Raw genomic sequence first — 23557 nt, forward strand, 5'->3', positions numbered from 1 at the left:
CAAAGAAGGCCAAAACAAAAAGCCCACTCGATTGAGTGGGCTTGTTGCATGAACGCTGGAGCGGGCAGCGGGAATCGAACCCGCATCATCAGCTTGGAAGGCTGAGGTAATAGCCATTATACGATGCCCGCTAGGCATCAAAACCTGCTGGTCTGACGGGAAATCCCATGACAGAGAGCTATTTGGCCGAGGTGACAACGGCATCTGCCGTTATCTGGAATGTGGAGCGGGTGATGGGAATCGAACCCACGTATGCAGCTTGGGAAGCTGCCGTTCTACCATTGAACTACACCCGCGTCAGTGGCCTCTACTATATGCATTTTGCCGCGGAGCGCAATCACCGGATTCGCATTTTTTGCCATAAATCAAGCTGTTCGACCAACTATTGAGCATGAAGCTGCTTTTTCAAACAATGGGCTCCACACTCCCGGATCGGCAAGGTTGCCAAGCCGTGGGGGCGACGATAGTCTTGCGCCACTCGTTTGAGGAGGCGGTGAATGGACAAGAACAGGCAGAAACATCTCTATGGCTGGTTACGCAGGCAATCGGGCCATGGCCGGCGCTGGATCGGGTTTTCCATCGCCCTCGGACTGGGCCAGGGTGTGCTGATGGTGATGCAGGCCTGGCTGCTGGCGACCCTGCTCCACGGTTTCATCATCGAGGGCGCCACCCCGGAGCACTCCATTCCCCTCTTCGTCAGCCTGCTGCTGGTGACCCTGACCAAGGCCGCCCTGGCCTATGGCCGCGAGGTGGCGAGCTTCAAGGCGGGCAGTGCGGTGCGCCAGGCCATCCGCCAGCTGGTGCTCACCCGCCTCGGCCGCCTCGGGCCTGCCTATATCCAGCGCCGCCCCGCCGGCAGCTGGGCCAGCCTGCTGCTGGAACAGATCGAAGAGATGCAGGACTTCTTCTCCCGCTATCTACCCCAGATGGCCATAGCCGTCTTCATTCCCCTGGTGATCCTGGTGTCCGTGTTCCCGGTCAACTGGGCGGCGGGCCTGATCCTGCTCGGCACAGCGCCCCTCATCCCGCTCTTCATGATCCTGGTGGGGGTAGGCGCCGCCGATGCCAACCGCCGAAACTTCCAGTCGCTGGCACGGCTCTCCGGTCACTTCCTCGATCGCCTCAAGGGGCTGCGCACCCTGCAGCTCTTCATGCGCACCCGGGCGGAGGGGGAGGCCATTCGCGATGCGTCGGAAGATTTTCGTGAACGCACCATGGAGGTGCTGCGCCTCGCCTTCCTCAGCACCGCCGTGCTGGAGTTTTTCGCCGCCATCGCGGTGGCCCTGGTGGCCGTCTACTTCGGCTTCTCCTACATAGATCACCTCAACTTCGGCAGCTATGGCGTCAAGGTCACGCTCTTTACCGGCCTGTTCGTGCTCTTCCTCGCCCCCGAGTTCTATGCCCCGCTGCGGGAGCTGGGTGCCCACTACCACGCCAAGGCGCAGGCCATCGGCGCCGCCGAACAGCTGCTGGAATTTCTGGAGGCCGAGGTCAGCGAGCCCGCCTCGGGGGCGGTACCCTTCCAGGCGGAGGGCCCCATCAGGGTCGAAGCCTGCTCCCTGGAGGTGCTGAGCGCCGAGGGCAAGGTGCTGGTCGGTCCCCTCGACTTCACCCTTGAAGCCGGCACCCGCACAGCCCTGGTCGGCATCAGTGGCGCGGGCAAGAGCTCCCTGGTCAATGCCCTGCTCGGCTTTGCCCCCTATCGCGGTTCGCTCAAGGTCAACGGCCAGGAGCTCGCCGAGCTGGACATGAGCCAGTGGCGCCAACGGCTCGGCTGGCTCTCCCAGAACCCGCAGCTGTTCCACGCCTCCTTGCGGGACAACCTGCTGCTGGCCAGACCTGCGGCCAGCGACGCCGAGCTGGAGGCGGTGCTGAGGCGCGCCCAGGCCTGGGAGTTTGTCAGCGAAAAAGGGCTGGACTATCGGGTCGGGGATCAGGCGGGCGGTCTCTCCGTCGGCCAGGCCCAGCGCATCGCCCTGGCCCGCACCCTGCTCAGGCACACCGAGCTGATGGTGCTGGACGAACCCACCGCCAGCCTGGATCGCCACTCCGAGCGCGCCATCATGGGCACGCTGGAGCAGGCGAGCTCGGGCCAGACCCTGCTGATGATCACCCACCGCCTGGATCAGCTCAGCCAGATGGACAACATCCTGGTGCTGGAGCGCGGCTTGCTGGTGGAGCAGGGCTCCTTTGCGCGGCTTTGCGAGGCCAGCGGCCCCTTCGCCCGCCTCCTGTCGCAACACAGGTCCCAAGATAACGGAGACTCTCTCGATGCGTGATCTGTTGCCGTTCCTGCGTCTCTACCGCCAGCACTGGCTCAGCCTGTCGCTGGGTCTGCTGCTGGCCCTGGTCACCCTGGTGGCCGGCATGGGGCTGCTCTCCCTCTCGGGCTGGTTCCTCTCCGCCGCCGCGGTGGCCGGGCTGGCCGTCGCCACCCGCGACACCTTCAACTACATGACCCCGGCCGGCGGGGTGCGCTTCTTCTCCATAGTGCGCACCGCCAGCCGCTGGGGCGAGCGGGTGGTGAGCCACGACGCCACCTTCCGGGTGCTGACCCGGCTGCGGGTCTGGTTCTGGGACAGGCTCTCCCCCCTCTCCCCCGGCTCCCTGGCCGGTTTTCGCCAGGCGGATCTGCTCAACCGCCTGGTGGCCGACATCGATGCCATGGATCACGTCTACCTGCGCCTCATCACCCCCATAGGGGCGGCGCTGCTGAGCTGTGCCGGGCTGGTGTTCTTCCTCTCCTTCTTCGACAGCCGCCTGGCTCTGACCCTGGGGGCCATCCTGCTCTTCGGCATGCTGGCCCTGCCCCTGGCCTTCTATTTCGCCGGGCGCGCGCCGGGCCGCCGGCTCATCGCCGAGAAATCCGCCATGCGCACCCGGTTGGTGGACTACCTGGACGGCCACGCCGAGCTGCAGATGTTCGCCGCCGCTCCCACGGCGCTCGCCGAGCTGCAGCAGGCGGAGCAGGCCCTGATCCAGGCCCAGGCCCGCATGGCCAGGGTCAGCGGTCTGGCCGGCTTCTCGGTGCAGTTGCTGAGCGGCTGGACCCTGACCCTGATGCTGTGGCTGGCCGGCCACGGGGTCGGCGGCAGCACGCCGGACCCCGTCACGGCGCTCATGGTGTTCGCCACTCTGGCGAGCTTCGAGGCGCTGCTGCCGCTGGCGGGGGCCTTCCAGCACCTCTCCACCAGCCTCACCTCGGCCCGCCGCCTCAACGAGATCCTGCAGGAGGCCCAGGCGCCAGCGTGGGGAGAGGGGCAGACGCCTGCCGGCACGGGCGCCTTGCAGATACGGGATATCCACTTCACCTATCCGGAGCAGGACGCCCCCGTGCTGCAGGGCTGCACCCTGCAACTGCATGCCGGCGAGAGGCTGGCGCTGCTGGGGCAGACTGGCTGCGGCAAGTCCACCCTGATGGGGCTGCTGACCCGGGAGTGGACGGCGCAGTCCGGCGAGATCCTGCTCGATGGCAAGCCGCTCACCGGCTACAGCGAAGAGGCGCTGCGCGCCTCCTGCTCCGTGGTGAGCCAGCGGGTGCACCTGTTTGCCGATACCCTGCGCGGCAACCTCAGGCTGGCCGCGCCCTCTGCCAGCGACGAGCGGCTGGCAGAGGTGCTCACCCAGGTGGGACTCGCCAGCCTGCTGGCCGATGACGAAGAGCACACCGAAACCGGGCTGGACGCCTGGCTCGGAGACGGCGGCCGCCCGCTCTCCGGCGGGGAGCGGCGCCGCATCGGCATCGCCCGCGCCCTGCTCCACGACGCCCCGCTCTGGCTGCTGGACGAGCCGACCGAAGGCCTCGACAGCCAGACCGAGCGGGAGATCATGGATCTGCTGCTGACCCTGGGGGCCGACCGAACCCTGCTGCTCATCTCCCACCGCCTGCTGGGGCTGGAGCGGATGGACAGGGTCGCCCTGATGGAAGAGGGGCGGATCCGCCTGTGCGCCCCGCACCAGACGCTGCTCGCAGACGACTATTACCGCAGCCTGCACCAACGGCTGGCTCCGGCCTGATCGCAGTCACACGAGGGGCGCCGGGGCGCCCCTCTCTCATCCAGAGACCCTGCTCACCGACGACAACTACCGGCGCCTGCACCAGCGTGCTCGCTTCTGCCTGATCCCCGTCACACCCTTCCCACCTGGCCAAAAATGGGGCTGGTCGCAGGCAGCGACTGGCCCCTATAATGCCCCTCTCACCGTTCAACAAGACATCGACATGAAACGCCTGATTCTATTGCTGCCCCTCATCGCCTCCGGTTGCGCCGACTTCTCCTTCAACAGCAATCTGGACAAGGAAAACTTCGACGAATACTTCAAGCCGGGCAGCGTCCGCATCTACGAGCAGAGCGAGCTCGCGGACCTCAACTACCTCTACCTCGGCACCGTCGAGGGGGAATCCTGCCAGAGCGATGCCAACCAGGCGGTGCCCAATGCAGGCGAAGCCCGCACCCTGGCCCGCCGCCGCGTGGCGGACATGGGAGGCAACGGCGTCAGCTTCGACAAGTGCGCCGAGTTCAGCGACGTGCCGGGCTGCCTGAAACAGGTGATCTGCTACGGCCAGGCGCTGAAAGTGGCCGAAGAGAAGTAAGGGAGATGGCCCTCGCCATCGTCCGCCTCGGCAGCCCGCGCCTCGAGGACGAGGGGCTGCGTATCGGCACCGTGCGCCGCCCCCCTCGCGGCGTTCCCAAGGCGGAGTTCGCCAGCCAGGATTGGTACGACGTCTGGTTCCCCAACCTGGCCCCCAGCCCCGAGACCATGAAGCTCGGCCAGGGTGCCGAAACGCCCGCCCAGTGGGCCGCCTTCTGCAAGCAGTACAAAGCCGAGATGGCGAGCCCGGCGGCAAAACACGATCTCGCCCTGCTGGCCGCCCTCTCCCACACCACCAACCTGTCGGTGGGCTGCTACTGCGAGCAGGAGGCACGCTGCCATCGCAGCGTGCTCAGGACGTTGCTGACCGACTGCGGCGCGCTCCTGCGCTGAACGCCAGAGCCGACAACGACAGAGGGCACCCCGGGGTGCCCTCTTCTTATTCCTGCCGACACGCGCCGGATGAGCGCGTGGAGTCACACCGCTGCCACAGGGCCTGCTCCTCGGCGGTCGTCATGCCCGCCTGTGGCCCCCGGGGGTTGCCGGCCAGCCACTCCACCAGATCGGCCACCGTCTCCTCCAGGGGGCGGAAGTTCAGCCCGTGGACGATGGCGGCCTCGGCGCTGATGCGGCCATAGCCCGCATACTCTGGCTGCTCGTTCGGCAGCAGGGTGGGATAGCTCTGCCAGGGCTCCACTCCCGCCTTTATCAGGGCGGCCCAGGGCCGCCACTGGGGTTGCAGTGCCGTCGCCGGCACCAGCCGGGCGGCGAGGCGCTCCACCCAGTCCGCCAGGGGGATGCCTGGCTTGATCAGGTTGTAGCAGCCTTCCAGCCGCTGCTCGGCGGCCCGCAGCACGAACTCGGCGCAGTCGCGCACATCCAGGTATTGCAGCCTGTCCTGCCCCTCCCCCGGCAGCAGCCAGGGCCCCCCTTGCTGCACCCGCCTCACCCACCAGGCCAGGCGACCTGTGGGATCGAAGGGGCCGCACAGCACGCCGGGGCGCAGTATACAGAGCCGCTCCCCCCAGCGGGCCCGATACTCGGCCTCACACAATACCTTGAGCGGACCGTAGCCGGTGGCTGACCCGTCGGGGTCCACTTCGTGCAGCGGCGCCGACTCGTCCATCCCGGGACGGGCGAAGTCGCGATAGACGCTGATGGTGGAGATGAAGATGAGGCGCTCGCAGCGCCCCACCAGGGCGGTGGAGAGGCTCGCCGCCTGCTCGGGTCGGTAGCAGCAGGTGTCGATGGCGAGATCCCAGTGCAGCCCCTCGCCGCGCAGCGCGCCGAGATCGTTATCCCTGTCCCCTTGCAGTGACGCCAGCTCGCGCCAGTCCGGGTGCTGGCGGTGGCCGCGATTGAACAGTGTCACCTCGTGACCCCAGTCCAGGGCCAGCGAGGTGAGGTGGTGGCCCAAAAACCCGGTGCCGCCGATAATCAGCAGTTTCATCCCTGTCTCTCCTTCACGGCGCGGCCCGCTGCCGATGCCACGCCCGTTTTGCTTGCCCGCCCAGCGTGCGCGCTTCCAGCGCCCACCCTACGCAAGTTGGCGGCGTGATACAGCCCTCGGGCGGCCGGGATGGGAGCGGGATCACGGCAGATGGAACCGGCAGCCCGCAGGGCACGCCTGCGTTTTGGGGCCTGCTGTGCTACATTGCCGGGGTTTTCAGTCAGGATCCGCCATGAAGTTCGAAATCGACACCCTGGGTATCATCCGCTCTCCCTACAAGGAGAAGTTCGCCATCCCGCGCCAGCCCGGCCTGGTCAAATCGGCCCGCGCCCGCCTCGAGCTGCAGCCCCCCTACGATCAGCCGGACGCGCTGCGCGGCATCGAGCAGTTTTCCCACCTCTGGCTCAGCTTCGTGTTTCACCAGACCATGGCGCAGGGCTGGCACCCGACGGTGCGTCCGCCGCGCCTCGGCGGCAACGAACGGGTCGGGGTCTTCGCCACCCGCTCCACCTTCCGCCCCAACCCCCTCGGCCTCTCCGTGGTCGAGCTGCACGGGGTCGGCCGCGAGCGCGGCAAGCTGTGGCTCGAACTCGGCGCCGTGGACTTGCTTGATGGCACCCCCGTCGTCGACATCAAGCCCTATGTCCCCTATGCCGACAGCCTGCCGGATGCCCGCGGCGGCTTCGCCCCACAGGCCCCCACCCCGCCGCTGTCGGTGAGCTTCAGTGCACAAGCCGAGCAACAGCTCGCCCCCTGGCTCAGGCGCCACCCCGAGCTGCGCCAGCTGGTGAGCGAAGTGCTGGCCCAGGATCCCCGCCCCGCCTACAAGCAGGGCAAGCCGGACGACAAGGAGTACGGCGTCAGGCTGTTCGATGTGAACGTGCGTTTTCAGATAAAAGAACCGGAATGCCTGGTCTTGGCCATCGAACCCGTTTGAATAAGTCGTTGAGGCAACATGAAAAAGCCACCCAAGGGGTGGCTTTTTTGTGCATCAGCGCCGTTGCAGCAGCAGGCTGCCGATGGAGTAGCCGGCGCCGAAGGAGCAGAGCACCCCGCGGGCCCCGCTCGGCAAGTCCTGGTTGAACAGGTGGAAGGCGATGATGGAGCCCGCCGAGCTGGTGTTGCCGTAGCGGTCGAGGATGACCGGCGCCTCCTGCTGGCTGGCATCGTGGCCCAGCAGCTTGCGCCCGATGAACTGGTTCATGGTGAGGTTGGCCTGATGGAGCCAGAGCCGGCTCAAGTCATCCGCCGCCCAGCCCTGCTCTTCGAGCTGGGCGGCAATCTGATCGCACACTAGGGGCAGCACCTCCTTGAACACCTTGCGCCCCTGCTGGCGGAACAGCTTGTCGTCCCCGTAGCGGGTGCGGGGGCTGAAGCGGTTCAGGAAGCCGAAGTTGTTGCGGATGTTGTTGGAGTACTGGGTCACCAGCTTGCTCGCCACCAGCTGCCAGGGGGCCGCGACCTTGCAATCTTCTGCCCGCTCCAGCAGTACGGCGGTGCAGGCGTCACCGAAGATAAAGTGGCTATCTCTATCTCTAAAGTTGAGGTGCCCCGAGCAGATCTCCGGGTTCACCACCAGCGCCAGCTTCGCCGTGCCCGCCGCCAGCATGTCCGCCGCCGTCTTGATGCCGAAGGTGGCGGAGGAGCAGGCCACGTTCATGTCGAACGCCATGCCGCCCGCCCCCAGGTAGTGTTGCAGCTCGATGGAGAGCGCCGGATAGGGGCGCGGCATGTTGGAAGCCGCCACTATCACCAGATCGATCTCCCCCGGCTCGCGGCCGGCGGCGATCAGCGCCTGCTCGGCGGCGGCGACCGCCATCTCCACCATGATGGAGGGCTGATCGTCGGGCCTCTCCGCCATGAGCGGCTGCATGATGTCGGGATCCAGCACCCCCTCCTTGCTCACCAGATAGCGACTCTTGATGCCGGAGGCCTTCTCGATGAACTCGCAGCTCGAATGCTGTTTGGCATCGAGCTGGCCCGCATCGATGGCGGAGGCGTTCTCTTCGTTGTAGAGATCCACATACTGGTTGAAGGCGGCCACCAGCTCTTCGTTGCTGACGGCATGGGACGGGGTATAGAGGCCCGAGCCACTGATTACGATAGGGGTCATCTTTGCTCCTGGCCGGGTGCAATCCCGGCTTGTCTGTTTTTAGGGTCAGAGGGTCACAGCCGATCGATCGCACCGGCGAGACCCGCCAGGGTCAGCGGGTGCATGCGCCCGCCGATCACGTCATTCATCAGCTTGATGGAGGGGTGCCAGAGCCACTCCTGCCTGGGCAGCGGATTGATCCACACCAGCCTGGGGAAGTGCTGTTGCAGGCGCGCCAGCCACACCTGACCGGGCTCCTCGTTCCAGTGCTCCACGCTGCCGCCGGGCCAGGTAATTTCATAGGGTCCCATCTTCGCATCCCCCACAAAAATCACCCTGTAGTCGCTGCCGTAGGTGCGCAGCAGCCGCAGGGTGTCGAAACGCTCCTCGAAACGGCGGGCGTTGTCCTGCCAGACGAAGTCGTAGAGGCAGTTGTGGAAGTAGAAGAACACCAGGTGTTTGAACTCGTGGCGCAGGGCCGAGAAGAGCCGCTGCACCTCGGCCACGTGGGCATCCATGGAGCCTCCCACGTCGAAGAACACCAACAGCTTGACGCCGTTGTGGCGCTCTGGCCTCAGCTTCACATCGAGCCAGCCCTGGCGGGCCGAGCTTTGGATGGTGTCGTCAAGATCCAGCTCCGAGGGGCTGCCCTTGCGAACCCAGCGCCTGAGCTTGCGCAGGGCGAGCTGGATGGCGCGCTGGCCGAGGACGCTCTCGTCACTGAAGTTGCGATAGTGGCGCGCCTCCCACACCTTGGTCGCCCTGCCATGCCGGCCCTCTCCCCCCATCCGGATCCCCTCGGGGTGATAACCGCCATGGCCGAAGGGACTGCTGCCCCCGGTGCCCACCCACTTGTTGCCGCCGGCGTGACGTTCCTTTTGCTCGCACAGGCGCTGGTTGAGGGTCTCCAGCAGCTTGTCGAGACCGCCCAGAGATCTGAGCAAGGCTCTCTCCTCCGGACTCAGCAGCCGCTCGAACTCCTGGCGTAGCCAGTCGTCCGGCAGAGTTTCGGGCAGCAGGGGAATGACCTCCAGCCCCTCGTAATACTCGGCGAAGGCGCGATCGAAGCGATCGAGGTGAGCCTCGTCCTTCACCAGCAGGCAGCGGGACAAGCGGTAGAAGTCGTCCATGTCCACGCTGGCGAGTCCGGCCGCCAGGGCCCCATGGAGATCCAGCAACTCGCGCAGGCTGCAGGGCAGCTGGTGGCGGCGCAGGTGGAGGAAGAAGTCGATCAGCATTCAGCCGCCGCGTCGCGCCAGGAAGGCGAGCTTCTCAAAGAGATGCAAGTCTTGCTCCGTCTTGAGCAGGGCGCCGTAGAGGGCGGGCACCAGCTTGCCCGGCTCCCGGTTGCGCAGCGCCTCGGGAGCGATGTCGTCGGCCAGGAGCAGGCGGATCCAGTCCAGCAGCTCTGAGGTGGAGGGTTTCTTGCGCAGCCCCTCGACGGCCCGCAGCTCGAAGAAGAGCTCCATCGCCTCGCCGAGCAGCCGCTCCTTGAGATCGGGGTAGTGGAGCTTGACGATGGCCTGCATCTCGGCCTTGTCGGGGAAGCGGATGTAGTGGAAGAAGCAGCGGCGCAGGAAGGCGTCCGGCAGCTCCTTCTCGTTGTTGGAGGTGATGATGACCACGGGGCGCTGGCGCGCCCTGACCCGCTCGCCGGTCTCGTAGACGTCGAACTCCATGCGATCCAGCTCCAGCAGCAGATCGTTGGGAAACTCGATGTCGGCCTTGTCGATCTCGTCGATGAGGAGCACGGGTCGCCGCTCGGCGGCGAAGGCCTGCCACAGCTTGCCCCGGCGGATGTAGTGGTTGATCTCCCCCACCCGCGGATCGCCGAGCTGGGAGTCCCGCAGACGGGCCACCGCATCGTATTCGTAGAGCCCCTGCTGGGCCTTGGTGGTGGACTTGATGTGCCAGCTGATGAGCTCGGCACCGAGAGAGTCGGCCACCGCCTCCGCCAGCACCGTCTTGCCGGTACCGGGCTCACCCTTGATGAGCAGCGGCTTCTCCAGCACGATGGCGGCGTTGACGGCCATACTCAGTGACTTTGATGCGAGATAGCGGTCGCTTCCTGCAAATCCCATGAGATCCATTCCTTTGGTTGCCAAAGAAGCGGGTGGCCCCTCGGCAAGAGAGAATAAGTTCTATATGTTGTAATAACATATTGTTATAACGATTCGTCACTTCTCATTCAGAAACCACAGGGTAATCTTGTTTCATCGCCTTAACAAACACAGGGATAGCACCATGAGCAAAATTTTTGAGGACAACAGCCAGACCATAGGCAACACCCCGCTGGTTCGTCTCAACCGTGTTACCAAGGGCCGCGTGCTGGCCAAGATCGAGAGCCGCAACCCGAGCTTCAGCGTCAAGTGCCGGATCGGTGCCAATCTCATCTGGGATGCCGAGAAACGCGGCCTGCTGACCAAGGGCAAGGAGATCATCGAGCCTACCAGCGGCAACACGGGCATTGCCCTGGCTTTCGTGGCTGCGGCCCGTGGCTATCCCATCACATTGACCATGCCGGCCACCATGAGCCTGGAGCGTCGCAAGCTGCTCAAGGCCCTGGGTGCCAACCTGGTGCTGACCGAGGGACCGCTCGGCATGAAAGGCGCCATCGCCAAGGCCAACGAGATCCTGGAATCCGAACCGGGCAAGTACGTGCTGCTGCAGCAGTTCGAGAACCCGGCGAACCCGGAAATCCACGAGCAGACCACGGGCCCCGAGATCTGGGACGCCACCGACGGTGAAGTGGACGTGTTCGTGGCGGGCGTCGGCACCGGCGGCACCATCACGGGTGTCTCCCGCTACATCAAGCAGACCAAGGGCAAGGCCATCGTCTCTGTGGCGGTCGAGCCCAGCGAATCCCCCGTCATCAGCCAGAAGCTGGCCGGTGAAGAGATCAAACCGGGTCCGCACAAGATTCAGGGCATCGGGGCCGGCTTCATTCCGGGCAACCTGGACCTGAGCCTGCTGGACAGAGTTGAACAGGTGAGCAGCGACGAAGCCATCGAGATGGCTCGCCGCCTGATGGAAGAGGAAGGGATCCTGGCCGGGATCAGCTCCGGCGCCGCCGTGGTCGCCGCCAACCGTCTGGCCGAGCTGCCGGAGTTCGAGGGCAAGACCATAGTCGTCATCCTGCCGAGCGCCGCCGAGCGTTACCTCTCCAGCGCCCTCTTCGCCGGCGTGTTCAGCGAGCAAGAGCTGCAACAGTAGTTGATCGGCTTACATCAAAACGACGGCGCTCCTCGGAGCGCCGTTTTCATTATGCGCTAAACTCAGTAGCCATCAGTGTCAGTCGGCCCCTTATTTTTTGGGGTAAAATAACAAACTCGGACATGACAAAAAAAGCAGACATTCTGTGATAAATCTCATATCCTGTGCGGCGTCACGAGGTGTTTACCGGCCAGGTATCACAAGGTAACAAAGTGTTATTTTTCGTTATAAAATAATTTCAGGCCAGTCCTGACGCGGCTTGTAGCGCGATAACGAAAAAAGACCTGGCCACAACGCCGAATACTGCACAGAAAATTGACCTGGATTAAACCATTGCAGGTCTGATTTCGTTACTTTACAACATATCCATACTGACACGGTGAGACAGGAAGCCTCATTAGCGACCATCTCTCCACACAATATCAATAATATGGGGTGAAACCATGTACGAGAAGTCTGTTGTTATTACTGCTGAAAACGGCCTGCACACCCGTCCTGCAGCTCAGTTCGTGAAAGAAGCCAAAGAATTCCAAAGCGAGATCACTGTGGTCTCCGGTGGCAAGTCCGCCAGCGCCAAGAGCCTGTTCAAGCTGCAGACCCTGGGTCTGACCAAGGGCACCAACGTGACCATCCAGGCCGACGGCCCGGACGCTCAGAAAGCCGTTGAGAAGCTGGTTGCCCTGATGGACGAGCTGGAGTAATCCAGCTTTACTCCTCCCCCACAGTCGTTTTAATAGGAAGGATTATGATATCTGGCATTCTTGCGTCCCCCGGTATCGCATTCGGCAAGGCGCTTCTTCTGAAAGAAGATGAAATCGTTATCAATCAGGGCAAGATCCCTGCCGAACAGATTGATGCCGAGATCAACCGCTTCCTCGAAGCCCGCACCAAGTCAGCCGCCCAGCTGGAAGCCATCAAAGAGATGGCCGGTCGCACCTTCGGTGAAGAAAAAGAGGCCATCTTCGAAGGCCACATCATGCTGCTCGAAGATGAAGAGCTGGAAGGGGATATCAGATCCTTCATCAAGGACAACAAGGCATCCGCCGACAGAGCCATCTTCGAGGTGATCGAACAGTACGCCAAGATGATGGCCGAGCTGGACGACCCTTATCTGCGCGAGCGTGCCACCGACTTCCGTGACATCGGTACCCGTCTGGTCAAGAACGTACTGGGCATCGCCGTCGTCAACCTGAGCACCATAGACGAAGAGGTCATCCTGGTCGCCAAAGACCTGACCCCATCCGAAACCGCTCAAATCAACCTGAAATACGTGCTGGGCTTCGTCACCGACATCGGTGGCCGTACCTCCCACACCTCCATCATGGCCCGCTCCCTGGAGCTGCCAGCCGTCGTGGGTACCAACGACATCACCGAGCGCGTCAAGAACGGCGACCTGCTGGTGCTGGATGCGATCAACAACCAGGTCATCATCAATCCGACCGCAGAACAGCTGGCCGAGGCCAAGAAGTTCCAGGCCCAGTTCCAGGCCGAGAAGGATGAGCTGGCCAAGCTCAAAGACCTGCCTGCCATCACCCTGGACGGCCATCAGGTCGAAGTATGCGCCAATATCGGGACCGTCAAGGATACCGAGGGAGCCATCCGCAACGGCGCCGAGGGCGTGGGTCTGTACCGTACCGAGTTCCTCTTCATGGACCGTGACGCGCTGCCGACCGAAGACGAGCAGTTCAAGGCCTACAAAGAAGTGGCAGAGGCCATGCCGGACCAGCCGATCATCGTCCGCACCATGGACATCGGCGGCGACAAAGAACTGCCCTACATGAATTTCCCGAAGGAGATGAACCCCTTCCTGGGCTGGCGTGCCGTGCGGATCTTCTTCGATCGTGCCGACATCATGAACGCCCAGCTGCGGGCCATCCTGCGCGCCTCCGCCTTTGGCAAGCTGCGCATCATGTTCCCGATGATCATCTCCGTCGAAGAGTTCCGCAGCCTCAAGGCCACCGTGGAGACGCTGAAAGCCGAACTGCGCGCCGAAGGCAAAGCCTTTGATGAATCCATCGAAGTGGGTATCATGATCGAGACCCCGGCCGCGGCCGTGATGGCTCATCATCTGGCCAAGGAAGTGGATTTCTTCAGTATCGGTACCAACGACCTGACCCAGTACACCCTGGCCGTCGACCGTGGTAACGAGATGATTTCCGCCATGTACAACCCGCTGTCACCCTCCGTCCTGACCCTGATCAAGATGGTGATCGACGCTTCCCATGACAATGGCAAGTGGACCGGTATGTGCGGTGAACTGGCTGGTGACGAACGCGCCACCCTGCTGCTGCTGGGTATGGGTCTGGATGAGTTCTCCATGAGCGCCATCTCCGTACCGCGTATCAAGAAGCTTATCCGCAACACCAACTTCGAAGATGTGAAGGCAATGGCAGACCAGGCCCTGAGCTATGCGACCGCCGCCGAAATCGAAGCCTGTGTAGATAACTTTATTAAGCAGAAGGCAGTCTGCTAAGATCGGCTGCAAACAGCGACAATCATCTCTAGGAGCTTTTACTATGGGTCTGTTTGATAAACTGAAGAAACTGGTTTCCGACGACAGTTCTGACACCGGCGGCATCGAAATCTTTGCTCCCCTGTCTGGCGAAATCGTGCCCATCGAAGATGTACCCGACGTCGTCTTCGCCGAGAAGATCGTCGGCGACGGCATCGCCATCAAGCCGGCTGGCAACAAGATGGTGGCTCCGTGCGACGGCACCATCGGCAAGATCTTCGAGACCAACCACGCGTTCTCTCTGGAATCCGACTCTGGTATCGAGCTGTTCGTTCACTTCGGTATCGACACCGTCGAGCTGAAGGGCGAAGGCTTCACCCGTATCGCTCAGGAAGGTCAACAGGTCAAGCGCGGTGACACCATCATCGAGTTCGATCTGGCCGTGCTGGAAGCCAAAGCCAAATCCACCCTGACGCCTGTGGTCATCTCCAACATGGACGAGATCAAAGAGCTGGTGAAGATGACTGGCGCCGTGACCGTGGGCGAGACCCCGGTGATCCGCATCAAGAAGTAAGTCAGGCTTACGCCGACCAACAGCCCAGCAGGCCTCGCCTGCTGGGCTTTTTTTTGTTGTCGAACATAGTCCATCACAGGCTTGTGACGGGTCATCGGTGAGCCTCCACCACTGCGATATCACCTCCTTCATAGGCCCACTCACGCGCGCCAGCCCCACTGTGCCTCATTCGTCCCATGTCCCCCTTGGCACCCTATGCAGACTGTCGCAGACAAGCTATCCGGCAAGCTGCACGCCCAGGTGCGGGGTCGGGCCCCCTTTCACCATACCGCCCGACGATGGGCGCCCCGATAGTTCTTGACGCTTGTCAGGCCAGAACGTAGATTTACAGGAACGATCATTCCAAATAGGTGAATGCCATGCGTACCAAGACGTTCGAGCCCGACGAGATTGCCGATGCCGCCATGGAGGTCTTCTGGCGACGTGGCTATGCGGCGACCTCGGTTCAGGATCTTGTCGAAGGCACGGGTCTGTCCCGCAGCAGTCTCTACAGCACCTTTGAGAGCAAGCAAGGGTTGTATCAGCAAGCGCTGATCCGCTATCAGGCCGTCACCGCATCCAATGTCGCGCTGCTGGACAGTTCTGGTGATGCCAAGGATCTGATCCGACAGTTGCTGATGCGCATCCTGGAGGACGAACTGGGTGACCGACAACGACGAGGTTGCCTGGTGGCCAATGCCTCCTTGGAACTCGCAGGCCAGGATGAAGCCATCGCCAGGCTGGTGGCACACAACTTTCAGCGCTTGCAAAAGGCATTGGAAAGACTGATCCGGCGAGGGCAACAATCGGGCGACATCCCCCCCGGAAAGAGCCCGCGGGCGCTGGCCTGGTTCTTCGTCAATACCATTCAGGGTCTGCGTGTGCTGGGCAAGGGCAGCCCCTCAGAGCAGCGACGCCAGTGCCTGCTTGACGTGATCGACACGGCTCTGGATACGCTGTAGGTCCTTTATCCACCGGCATCCTGGCAGACGTGGGCCTGGGGGCCGGATATTGATTTAACTAAAACAGGAATGATCGTTCCAGTTAAATTCATCATCAGAGGAGTCCCCATGAACGCACATCGACATGTCACCTTGGCCATACTCGGTACCGGTCTGATCGGCGCACCGATCGCACGACATTTTCACAGGCGGGGGTTTAAGGTTCATGCCTGGAATCGCACCGCCCCCAAGGCCAAGGCACTGGCCTCTGACGGTATTATGGTGTTCGACACCCCTGCAGATGCCGTGCGTGACGCCGACCTCATAGTGACAGTCCTCAAGGATGGTCCCAGCGTTGAGCAGGTCATGCTGAGCGCCGCTCCGGCCTTGAAAAAGGGGGCCATCTGGTTGCAGTTGAGCACTGTCGGCATAGAGGGCATTGACACCCTGGTGGCACTGGCCGCACAGCAAGGGCTGGTGTTCTACGATGCCCCGGTGCAGGGCACTCGGCAACCGGCTGAACTGGCCCAGCTCATCGTTCTGGCATCAGGTCCAGTCGCACAGCGAGCAGCCGCCCAGGCAGCCTTCGACGCCATTGGCAAACGGACCCTGTGGGTGTCGGAGCAAGCAGGCGCCAGCAGCCGTCTCAAGCTGGCCCTGAACCACTGGGCCTTTTCCCTCACTCACGGTCTGGCCGAGAGTCTGGCCCTGGCCAAGGGGATGGGCGTCAATCCCGCTCTGCTCATGGATGTGGTCACGGGTGGACCGATGGACAGCGGCTATTTTCAGGCCAAGGCCGCCGCCATCCTGGCTGACAACTACTCGGCAAGCTTCACGATCGCCAATGCAGTAAAAGATGCCCGTCTGATCATCGAGGCCGCTGAGCATGCAGGTGTGCAACTCGATACGGCAAAGGCCGGCCTCTGGCGTTTTGAGCGGGCGCTGGAGGCCGGGCACGGCGACAAAGACATGGCCGCGTCCTATCTCGCCTGAGGTGATGAGTACCATATGAAGAGCGAATATCTTGAGAGTCCGACACCCAAGACGATTGCGGACGCAGAGGGTCTGCCAATCGGGAAACTGCTGGCATTCACCACGGCGGGCTTCCTCGCCATCATGACAGAGACCATGCCTGCCGGGCTGTTGCCGCAGATCGGCCAGGGGTTGGGCGTATCCGGCTCCCTCGCGGGTCAGCTGGTGACGCTCTACGCACTGGGTTCCGTCCTGGCGGCCATTCCGATTGTAGCCGCCACTCGCAACTGGAACCGCAAACCGCTATTCCTGCTGGCGCTCGGCGGACTGCTGGTGTTCAACACCCTCACCGCCTTGTCCAGTCACTACGGCCTGACCCTGGGGGCACGCTTTGTCGCAGGCATGGCGGCAGGGGTGGTGTGGGGCTTGCTGGCCGGGTATGCGAGACGCATGGTGCCGACGCACCTGCAGGGTCGTGCCCTGGCTGTCGTCGGTGTCGGCCAGCCCATCGCCCTGGCCATTGGTGTGCCATTGGGAACCTGGTTGGGCACCTGGTCTGACTGGCGCGGCGTCTTCTGGATCATGTCGGCGCTGTCGTTACTGTTGTTTCTCTGGGTATGGCTGTCGGTACCGGGCTTTGCGGGCCAGTCGGCCAGGCAGCGAGTCCCCATCCGACACATCTTCCGGATGCCAGGCATTCGCCCGGTCCTGCTGGCTCTGTTCGTCTGGATACTGGCGCACAACATTCTCTATACCTACATAGCGCCCTTCCTCGCATCGGTTGGCCTGGGGGAATGGGTCGATGCCATGCTGCTGCTGTTTGGCGTCGCGTCCATCGTGGGGATCTGGCTCACCGGCCTGCTGGTGGATCGCTTGCTGCGCACGCTGACGCTGCTGAGCCTGGCCGTATTCACCACAGCCGCGTTGATGCTTGGCTTCTCCTGTTCATCGCCATGGGCCGTGCAGCTAGGCATCACGCTGTGGGGGCTGACCTTTGGCGGTGCGCCGACCCTGTTGCAGACCGCGCTCTCGGATAGGGCGGGCGACGAGGCCGACGTAGCCCAATCCATGCTGGTGACCATGTTCAATCTCGCCGTGGCGGGAGGGGGGGTACTGGGTGGCATGCTGCTGGAACACCTGGGCGCGGCATCCTTCTCTTGGACGATGGCGGCATTGGCGCTGCTGGGCCTGTCCATCGTCTGGTCATCCCGCCAGCATGGCTTCAGGCCGGGCCACCGTGCCGCCCAGCCCTGACTGGCTCGGCCCATGCTAGCGGCAACGACGGGCTGTGGGCATTGGCCGCACTCAGGGGAGTGGTTGTGCTCATCGCCAGCCCCGCTCATGGACGCTCAGGCGTTGCGAGCCATCACACACTTCTTCCATACATTTTCTTACTGGACCATGACATGACGACAGCCATTCAGAACATCATTGACGCTCGTACTTCCATCAATCACTTTCAGCCAGACCGCCCTCTGGAGGATGGGGTGATTGCATCCCTGATCAGCCTCGCAACCAAGGCGCCCTCGGCTTACAACATGCAGAACTGGCGATTCATTGCCGTGCAGTCCGAGGCGGCCAAGCGCCGCCTGAGAGCCGCCGCCTTTGAACAGCAGAAGATCATGGATGCCTCGGTCGCCTTCATCGTCTGCGGCACCCTGGCGGCCCACTCTCAGTTGGCCGCCACCCTGCAGCCCAGCGTGAAACACGGCATCATGGCGCAGCAAGTGGTCGATGGATGGGTCAGCCTGGCCAGCACGGCCCATGAGGGGAATGTCCTCCTGCAGCGGGATGAGGCCATCCGTTCTGCCTCCCTGGCCGCCATGACACTGATGCTGGCGGCACAGGGGATGGGGCTGGGGTCGTGCGCCATGAGCGGATTCGATGCTGTGCAGGTCGCTCGGGCGTTTGAACTCTCGACGAGCGAGCTACCCGTGATGATCGTCGCAGTGGGTTATCCCGCCACCAAGAACTGGCCGCAAAAGCCCCGCAAGGCCCTGTCGGAAGTGCTGTCCATCGTTTGATGCCGTGACGATCCACACTGGGGGGCCCACATCAGAGCGCAGGGGACGGCCACAAACATCTGGGCCCTGTCGATCCGCTCGGGTGCCATTGACCACTCCTCTGATGAACGACAATCCAGGCTCCATTGCTCGGTCTCGGACCAATTCAATGGTCTGCCTGATCCACAGCCCGCAGGCCAGACTTGCCGGACTGCGTCTTTTCGGCCCCCTCACAGGGGCCTTCTTGTTCATGCATGGTCATGGATGACGCGCCGTCATCCGGGCAACACCACCCGGCTTTCACCGCCGCCGAGGGCCTCCACCCGCACCTGCACGCCGATCCGCTCCACCAGGGTCTGCACGTGGGAGATGACCCCGATCTGGCGACCAGCCGCCTGCAGGGAATCAAGGCTTGAGAGCGCCAGATCCAGGCTGTCGGGATCGAGCGTGCCGAAGCCCTCGTCGATGAACAGCGATTCGACCTGGGTCTGGCGCGACGACAGGCTCGAGAGGGCCAGCGCCAGCGCCAGCGATACCAGGAAGCTCTCGCCACCGGAGAGGGAATCCACCGAGCGCACCTCGTCCCCCATGTCGAGATCCACCACCTGCAGCGCCAGATCGGTGCCGGGCACCCGCTCCAGTCGATAGCGGGTGGAGAGCTCGGCGAGCTGGGCGTTGGCCTCCAGCAGCAGCCGCTCCAGGGTGAGGCTCTGGGCGAAGGTGCGCAGCTTGGCGCCGCTGGCCGAGCCGATGAGATCACAGAGCCGCTGCCAGTGATCCGCCACCGCCTGCTGGGCGGCCAGCTCCTCCTGCAAAGAACCCGCCTTGAGGGCCGCCGCCTCGGCCTGTGCCAGGGTGCTCTTGCACTGGAACAGCTGCTCGTCGAGGGCGCGGCAGTGCGCCTCCAGCGCCGTCAGCCGGCTGGCGAGCTCCTGTGGCGCCAACGCGGCCAGCTCGGGGTGATGCTCGCGGTAACGATCCCGCTTGCTCTCCTCCAGCGCCAGCGCCCGCTGCCGCTCGGTCAAACGGGTACGCGCCTCGGCACGGGCATCCTCCAGCGCCTGCAAGGCGGCACGGCGCGCCTTGAGCTCATCCGGGCTCATGGCCAGCAGGCGGCGCAGGTCGTATTCGGCGATGCCGAGGCTGCTGGCGTGGGCAGCCCAGCGCCCCAGCACCTCCCGTCGCCGCCGGCTGCTCACCTGCTTCTCCTGTTCAAGATGGCTGAGGCGGGTCTTGAGCTCGGTCTGGCGCTCACGCAAGGCGCGGGCCGCCCCCTGCATCGTCTCCAGCTCGCTCGCCAGCTGCTGCAGCCGCTGCTGCCAGCGGCTCTCGACCAGGGCAATCTCCTCACCCCCCAGGCAGGTGGCACGGCTGGTAACCAGTCCCTGCCGTTGCTGTTCATGCTCCTTGTAGTCGCGCTCGAGCTTGTGCAGCAGATCGCGCTGGGTCTGCAGGCGCGCCTCCTGGGCGCTCAGGGCCGGGGTGAGGCTGGCAATCTCACCGGTCAGCCGCTCCCACTCGCTCTGGCCGTGCAGCCAGGCCTCGCAGGCCCGCTGCCACTCGCGCCACTGCTGGCTGCCCAGCCACTGACGCCAGGGCTGGCCCCCCATCTGCTCGTCGAGCCGGCTGCCCCCCTGCTCAAGGCGCTGGCGCAGGGTCGTTTCCTGCTCGCCCATCGCCTTCACCTCCCCTTCCAGGGCGATGCGCTGGCGGTCAGCCTCCTGCCACTGCTGCTCGAACTGCTGGTGCTGGCTGGCCAGCTGGCTCAACTGCTGGCGCACGGCCTGCAACTGCTGCTGCCCCTGCTGGGCCTCGCGCAGTTGCTGCTGGCTGCGGGCCAGCCCCTGCTCCAGGCTCTGGCCGCGGCCCAGCAGGATGCTCATCAATTCGTTCCACTCGATCGGGCTCTGACGCAGCGGCAACGGATGTCCCAGCAGCTCGGCACCGCCGAGCTGCTGCCAGCGCTGGGTCAGCTGCTCGGCGCGCGTCTCCAGCTCAGGCAGATGCTGCTGGCGCACCGCCAGCTGGCGGGCCAGCTCCTGGCGCTCGCTCTCGCACTGAATGTATTGGTGATTGAGCCGCTCCCACTCGAGCTCGAGGCCGCGGACGCGCTCCGCCAGCTGCCCCAGAATGCCCGCCACCTGCGGCTGGCTCTGGCGATAGGGGTGCTCCTCGGCGCCGCAGAGCGGACAAGGTTCACCGTCGCGCAGGATGTGGCGATGCTGCTCGAAACTGGCGATGGCGCGGGACTGCTCCAGCGCGTGGCGTGCCTCGTCCCGTTGCAGGGCGAGCCGATCGCGGGCCGGCGCCAGCTCGTCGCCGAGGATGGCCAGCTTGCCGAGCGCCTGCTCCAGCTGGGCGATCTCCTGCTGCAGGCGACCATGCTGCTCGCCGTGGTTGCGGCCATAGTCGGCCAGCTCCAGCAGCTGGCGCAGCTGGCCCAGCTGCTCGGTCTGCCCTTGCCACTGCTCCTGCGCCTTGGCCAGGCGCCCCTCCCACTGCTGCTCCTGCAATTCGTGCTGCTGTTGCTGCAACCGCGCCTGCTCGTGCTGCCAGTAGTCCCGCTCCTGCTGCCCCTGCTCCAACTGGCGCTGCAACTGCCTGAGGGCACGCAGCTTGTGCTCGCGCAAGGTGAGCAGCTGCTGCAGCCTGTCGGCATCCTCGGCCCAATCCTGGATGGCGGTGAGCAGGGGCTGCCACTGGCGGGCCACCGGCGCCAGCTCCTTGTGCTCCTCGAGCCAGGCACCCCACTGCTGGTGCTGAGCCTTGAGCTGCTCCACCTGTTGGCGCTGCTGGCGCCAGCCCTGCTCCAGGGTGAGCTGGACTTCCCGCTCCTGCGCCCCCTCCTGCTGGATCTTCTGCAGTTGCTGCAGCTTTTCCCGAATGCGGGTGTCAAGCTCCTGCGCCCGCTTGAGCTCGGGTTGCAGGGCGCCCCACTCGCGCTCGGCGGCGATCTTCTCCGCCAGCAGCTGCTGTTCGGTGAGGGCGCTCTGCTGGGTCTGCTCCTCCAGCTTGCCAAGCTCGGGGCCAAGCTCGGCCAGCGCCTTCTCCTGCTGCTGCACCTCCAGGGTGAGGCGGGCCAGCTCGTCGTGATCGGCGCGGGCCACCTGGGCCTGCTCGGCGCGGGCGAATTCCTCGCGCTCCGGGGCGGCCGCACCGTGGGCCGCCTCGGCCGCGGCAAGGGCCGCTTCCCCCTCTTGACAGGCCTGCAACTGGGCGGCGATGCGGCCGTTGAGATCCCGCAAGTCCTGCATCAGCTGCTGCTGTTGCTGCTCGTGCTTGAGGCTGGTGGCGAGGCTGACCTGCTGGCTCACCCACTGCTCGCGGGTCGCCTCGTCCATCAGCGCCACGTCGCCGAGCCGCTGGCTGATGGCGGCAAGCTTCTGCTGCTCCTCCCGCGCCCGCTCATGGGTCTGAATCGAGATGGCGGAGTAGAGCTCGGTGCCGGTCATCCGTTCGAGCAGGGCGGAACGCTCGTCGGCGCTCGACTTGAGGAAGGCGGCAAACTCCCCCTGGGGCAGGATGACGGCGCGGCGAAACTGCTCCCAGGAGAGCCCCACCAGCTCGTCGATGCGATCCTGCAGCTCCCGCTTGCTGCCACTGAACACCTGGCCCGACGCCACGTCGGTCAGGCTGCGCTCCTGGGCCTGAAAGCGCCCCTCGGCGCGGTTGCGGGCACGGCGTACCGCCCAGCGGGCCAGCCAGATGCGGCCGTCACAGCCGCGAAACTGCACCTCGGCAAAACCGCTGGCGTGGCCGCGGCTGAGGATGCCGCGCACGTCGTTGGCCTTGAGCTTCTCCTCGTCATCCATGCGGCCCACTTCGGCCACGTTCTTGCGATTGGCGATGAAGCGCGGCATCTCGTCGTAGAGCGCCAGACAGATGGCATCGAGCAGGGTGCTCTTGCCGGCGCCGGTATTGCCGGTGATGGCAAACAGGCCGGCGGCCCCCAGGGCGCCACCGGTAAAGTCGATGGAGAAGGGGCCGGTCAGGCTGGCCAGATTCTCCCCTGACAGCGACAAGATTTTCATGCATTGGCCTCCTTCACCTGCTCCAGGATCTCTTCAAACGACGCCACCAGCTCGGCCTCCGGCTCCCCGTCAAACTGACGCTGATAGCAGAGGCGAAACACCTCGCTGGGGGAAAGCTCATCGAGCCGGCGCTGGCCGGCACCGTCCGCCAGCCCCTGGCCCGAGCCCTGATAACTGGTCGTGATGCGGGCCAGGCGCACCGGCTTGTCGCCGATGGCGGCCAGCACGCGCTCGCGGATGCGGGCCTCGGGCTTGGGCAACAGCAGCCGCACCTCGAGGAAGGGCTGCGCCTGCTGCGGACAAGCGGGCAGCTCCAGCGCCTCGATGGCCTTGAGCGCCTCGTCGAGGCCGCTCTGGGGCAGCCGGATCATCTCCACCGCCCGGGGCACCGGGATCCGCTCAAGGCGGGCCAGCTTGCCCCCCTCGAACGTCACCTCCAGCACCTGATGGTTGTAGTTCGCCTCGGCCAGCGAAAGCGGCAGCGGCGAGCCGCTGTAGTGCACCCCCTCGGCCGGGGTCTGGGCCAGGTGCAGGTGGCCCAGCGCCGTGTAATCGGCGGCGGCAAACAGCTCGGCAGGCAGGGCGTGCTGGTTGCCGCCGAGCACCCTCCGCTCGGAGAGCTCGGAGAGCTGGCCCGATGCCAGATAGGCGTGGCCCATGGCGATCAGGGCCTGATCCGGATGGCAGCGCGTTCGCCCCTCGCTCAGTACCGCCTCATAGACCTGGCGTACCCCTTCGATGAGTCTGTCCTGCCCCTCGCTGAGCCCTTCGGGGCGCAGATCGCTGCTACGCAGAAACGGCACGGCGGCGCACCAGGCGGCCACCTCGCCGTCCTTGCCCCGCAGCGGCACCAGCAGACGCTCGGTCTCGAGGCGCCCCTCCTCGTCCCGGCTGATGCTGCCCACCAGATGCAGGTCGAAGGCGCGCAGCAGCTCGTGGGGGGCATCCAGCTTGGAGGGAGAGTCGTGGTTGCCGCCGATCAGCACCATCTCCAGAGCCGGGTGCTCGGCGCGCAGTCTGGCCAGGAAGCGGTAGAGCTGCTGCCAGGCGCTGGCAGGGGGGTTGGCGGTGTCGAACAGATCGCCCGCCACCAGCAGGGCGTCAATGTCGCGGGTCTTGATCGTGTCGGCCAGCCAGTCGAGGAAGGCGTCGTGTTCGAAGCGGCGGTCGTGGCCATGGAGTTGATGGCCAAGATGCCAGTCGGCGGTATGCAGGATTTTCATGAAAAAACGACTCGTATGGAGGTGGTGCCAGCGGCAC

Annotated in this window: 19 protein-coding genes and 2 tRNA genes; 13 read left to right on the plus strand and 8 right to left on the minus strand. The window is 64.4% G+C overall.

Features of this window, described 5'->3' with window-relative positions; genetic code table 11:
• Positions 1-56 precede the first annotated feature (56 nt).
• Both I6L39_RS00390 and I6L39_RS00395 read right to left on the minus strand, forming a co-directional pair.
• A tRNA-Gly gene (locus I6L39_RS00390) sits at positions 57-131 on the minus strand.
• A 91-nt stretch (positions 132-222) separates the two neighbouring features.
• Positions 223-296: transfer RNA gene (locus I6L39_RS00395), tRNA-Gly, on the minus strand.
• 201 nt (positions 297-497) lie between these two features.
• Between I6L39_RS00395 and cydD the strand changes: the two genes are divergently transcribed.
• The 4 genes from cydD to I6L39_RS00415 all read left to right on the plus strand — a co-directional run bounded on the left by cydD (position 498) and on the right by I6L39_RS00415 (position 4983).
• On the plus strand, positions 498-2279 hold the full coding sequence (gene cydD, locus I6L39_RS00400) for a cysteine/glutathione ABC transporter permease/ATP-binding protein CydD (RefSeq protein WP_216990708.1): 1782 nt from the start codon (positions 498-500) through the stop codon (positions 2277-2279).
• Positions 2272-4017: a cysteine/glutathione ABC transporter ATP-binding protein/permease CydC gene (gene cydC / locus I6L39_RS00405; protein WP_216990709.1), complete on the plus strand. Its 1746-nt coding sequence runs from the start codon at positions 2272-2274 to the stop codon at positions 4015-4017. Before cydD ends, cydC begins: the two co-directional genes overlap by 8 nt.
• Positions 4018-4219: 202 nt before the next feature.
• Positions 4220-4591, plus strand: coding sequence for an Rcs stress response system protein RcsF (gene rcsF / locus I6L39_RS00410; RefSeq protein ID WP_216990710.1), 372 nt, complete (start codon positions 4220-4222; stop codon positions 4589-4591).
• Positions 4592-4596: 5 nt separating this feature from the next.
• Entirely contained in the window at positions 4597-4983 is a 387-nt protein-coding gene (locus tag I6L39_RS00415) for a DUF488 domain-containing protein (RefSeq protein ID WP_216990711.1), read from the plus strand.
• A gap of 46 nt (positions 4984-5029) precedes the next feature.
• On the opposite strand, the gene I6L39_RS00420 is transcribed toward I6L39_RS00415, so the two are convergent.
• Complete coding sequence (locus I6L39_RS00420; RefSeq protein ID WP_216990712.1) at positions 5030-6040, minus strand: NAD-dependent epimerase/dehydratase family protein; 1011 nt, start codon at positions 6038-6040, stop codon at positions 5030-5032.
• Between the two features lie 232 nt (positions 6041-6272).
• Between I6L39_RS00420 and tsaA the strand changes: the two genes are divergently transcribed.
• Complete coding sequence (gene tsaA, locus I6L39_RS00425; protein WP_216990713.1) at positions 6273-6977, plus strand: tRNA (N6-threonylcarbamoyladenosine(37)-N6)-methyltransferase TrmO; 705 nt, start codon at positions 6273-6275, stop codon at positions 6975-6977.
• 54 nt (positions 6978-7031) lie between these two features.
• Here tsaA and I6L39_RS00430 read toward each other — a convergent pair whose 3' ends face one another.
• From I6L39_RS00430 to I6L39_RS00440, 3 genes are read right to left on the minus strand one after another with little or no spacing between them, the layout of a single operon-like run.
• Positions 7032-8153, minus strand: a complete 1122-nt coding sequence (locus I6L39_RS00430) for a beta-ketoacyl-ACP synthase III (protein WP_042075048.1) — start codon at positions 8151-8153, stop codon at positions 7032-7034.
• A gap of 53 nt (positions 8154-8206) precedes the next feature.
• On the minus strand, positions 8207-9370 hold the full coding sequence (locus I6L39_RS00435; protein WP_216990714.1) for a VWA domain-containing protein: 1164 nt from the start codon (positions 9368-9370) through the stop codon (positions 8207-8209).
• Complete coding sequence (locus I6L39_RS00440) at positions 9371-10213, minus strand: MoxR family ATPase (protein WP_216990715.1); 843 nt, start codon at positions 10211-10213, stop codon at positions 9371-9373.
• A gap of 163 nt (positions 10214-10376) precedes the next feature.
• Here I6L39_RS00440 and cysK point away from each other — a divergent pair, with 163 nt between their 5' ends.
• The 8 genes from cysK (at position 10377) to I6L39_RS00480 (ending at position 18287) form a co-directional block, all read left to right on the plus strand.
• Positions 10377-11345 (plus strand): cysteine synthase A, encoded by a 969-nt coding sequence (gene cysK, locus I6L39_RS00445; protein WP_042075052.1) that lies wholly within the window; start codon positions 10377-10379, stop codon positions 11343-11345.
• A 443-nt stretch (positions 11346-11788) separates the two neighbouring features.
• Complete coding sequence (locus I6L39_RS00450; protein ID WP_005303128.1) at positions 11789-12046, plus strand: HPr family phosphocarrier protein; 258 nt, start codon at positions 11789-11791, stop codon at positions 12044-12046.
• Positions 12047-12090: 44 nt separating this feature from the next.
• Complete coding sequence (gene ptsI / locus I6L39_RS00455; protein WP_216990716.1) at positions 12091-13818, plus strand: phosphoenolpyruvate-protein phosphotransferase PtsI; 1728 nt, start codon at positions 12091-12093, stop codon at positions 13816-13818.
• A gap of 43 nt (positions 13819-13861) precedes the next feature.
• A complete protein-coding gene (crr, locus tag I6L39_RS00460; protein ID WP_010673569.1) occupies positions 13862-14371 on the plus strand; it encodes a PTS glucose transporter subunit IIA in 510 nt (169 codons plus the stop codon).
• A gap of 359 nt (positions 14372-14730) precedes the next feature.
• Positions 14731-15312, plus strand: coding sequence for a TetR/AcrR family transcriptional regulator (locus I6L39_RS00465; protein WP_216990717.1), 582 nt, complete (start codon positions 14731-14733; stop codon positions 15310-15312).
• A 108-nt stretch (positions 15313-15420) separates the two neighbouring features.
• Positions 15421-16284, plus strand: coding sequence for an NAD(P)-dependent oxidoreductase (locus I6L39_RS00470; RefSeq protein ID WP_216990718.1), 864 nt, complete (start codon positions 15421-15423; stop codon positions 16282-16284).
• A gap of 15 nt (positions 16285-16299) precedes the next feature.
• Complete coding sequence (locus I6L39_RS00475; RefSeq protein ID WP_216990719.1) at positions 16300-17517, plus strand: MFS transporter; 1218 nt, start codon at positions 16300-16302, stop codon at positions 17515-17517.
• A 233-nt stretch (positions 17518-17750) separates the two neighbouring features.
• On the plus strand, positions 17751-18287 hold the full coding sequence (locus I6L39_RS00480; RefSeq protein WP_244462905.1) for a nitroreductase family protein: 537 nt from the start codon (positions 17751-17753) through the stop codon (positions 18285-18287).
• Between the two features lie 254 nt (positions 18288-18541).
• On the opposite strand, the gene I6L39_RS00485 is transcribed toward I6L39_RS00480, so the two are convergent.
• Together I6L39_RS00485 and I6L39_RS00490 are read right to left on the minus strand one after the other, a co-directional pair.
• Entirely contained in the window at positions 18542-22297 is a 3756-nt protein-coding gene (locus I6L39_RS00485) for an AAA family ATPase (protein WP_216990720.1), read from the minus strand.
• Positions 22294-23520, minus strand: coding sequence for an exonuclease SbcCD subunit D C-terminal domain-containing protein (locus I6L39_RS00490; RefSeq protein WP_216990721.1), 1227 nt, complete (start codon positions 23518-23520; stop codon positions 22294-22296). The genes I6L39_RS00485 and I6L39_RS00490 overlap by 4 nt, the downstream gene beginning before the upstream one ends.
• Positions 23521-23557: the final 37 nt, after the last annotated feature.

Source organism: Aeromonas sp. FDAARGOS 1409 (genome assembly GCF_019048705.1).
GTDB classification, from domain to species: domain Bacteria; phylum Pseudomonadota; class Gammaproteobacteria; order Enterobacterales; family Aeromonadaceae; genus Aeromonas; species Aeromonas sanarellii.

Excerpts from the sequence above, each read along its gene's own strand:
- cydD (WP_216990708.1), top strand. The coding sequence starts at position 498 with ATGGACAAGAACAGGCAGAAACATCTCTATGGCTGGTTACGCAGGCAA.
- cydC (WP_216990709.1), top strand. The coding sequence starts at position 2,272 with ATGCGTGATCTGTTGCCGTTCCTGCGTCTCTACCGCCAGCACTGGCTC.
- rcsF (WP_216990710.1), top strand. The coding sequence starts at position 4,220 with ATGAAACGCCTGATTCTATTGCTGCCCCTCATCGCCTCCGGTTGCGCC.
- I6L39_RS00415 (WP_216990711.1), top strand. The coding sequence starts at position 4,597 with ATGGCCCTCGCCATCGTCCGCCTCGGCAGCCCGCGCCTCGAGGACGAG.
- I6L39_RS00420 (WP_216990712.1), bottom strand. The coding sequence starts at position 6,040 with ATGAAACTGCTGATTATCGGCGGCACCGGGTTTTTGGGCCACCACCTC.
- tsaA (WP_216990713.1), top strand. The coding sequence starts at position 6,273 with ATGAAGTTCGAAATCGACACCCTGGGTATCATCCGCTCTCCCTACAAG.
- I6L39_RS00430 (WP_042075048.1), bottom strand. The coding sequence starts at position 8,153 with ATGACCCCTATCGTAATCAGTGGCTCGGGCCTCTATACCCCGTCCCAT.
- I6L39_RS00435 (WP_216990714.1), bottom strand. The coding sequence starts at position 9,370 with ATGCTGATCGACTTCTTCCTCCACCTGCGCCGCCACCAGCTGCCCTGC.
- I6L39_RS00440 (WP_216990715.1), bottom strand. The coding sequence starts at position 10,213 with ATGGGATTTGCAGGAAGCGACCGCTATCTCGCATCAAAGTCACTGAGT.
- cysK (WP_042075052.1), top strand. The coding sequence starts at position 10,377 with ATGAGCAAAATTTTTGAGGACAACAGCCAGACCATAGGCAACACCCCG.
- I6L39_RS00450 (WP_005303128.1), top strand. The coding sequence starts at position 11,789 with ATGTACGAGAAGTCTGTTGTTATTACTGCTGAAAACGGCCTGCACACC.
- ptsI (WP_216990716.1), top strand. The coding sequence starts at position 12,091 with ATGATATCTGGCATTCTTGCGTCCCCCGGTATCGCATTCGGCAAGGCG.
- crr (WP_010673569.1), top strand. The coding sequence starts at position 13,862 with ATGGGTCTGTTTGATAAACTGAAGAAACTGGTTTCCGACGACAGTTCT.
- I6L39_RS00465 (WP_216990717.1), top strand. The coding sequence starts at position 14,731 with ATGCGTACCAAGACGTTCGAGCCCGACGAGATTGCCGATGCCGCCATG.
- I6L39_RS00470 (WP_216990718.1), top strand. The coding sequence starts at position 15,421 with ATGAACGCACATCGACATGTCACCTTGGCCATACTCGGTACCGGTCTG.
- I6L39_RS00475 (WP_216990719.1), top strand. The coding sequence starts at position 16,300 with ATGAAGAGCGAATATCTTGAGAGTCCGACACCCAAGACGATTGCGGAC.
- I6L39_RS00485 (WP_216990720.1), bottom strand. The coding sequence starts at position 22,297 with ATGAAAATCTTGTCGCTGTCAGGGGAGAATCTGGCCAGCCTGACCGGC.
- I6L39_RS00490 (WP_216990721.1), bottom strand. The coding sequence starts at position 23,520 with ATGAAAATCCTGCATACCGCCGACTGGCATCTTGGCCATCAACTCCAT.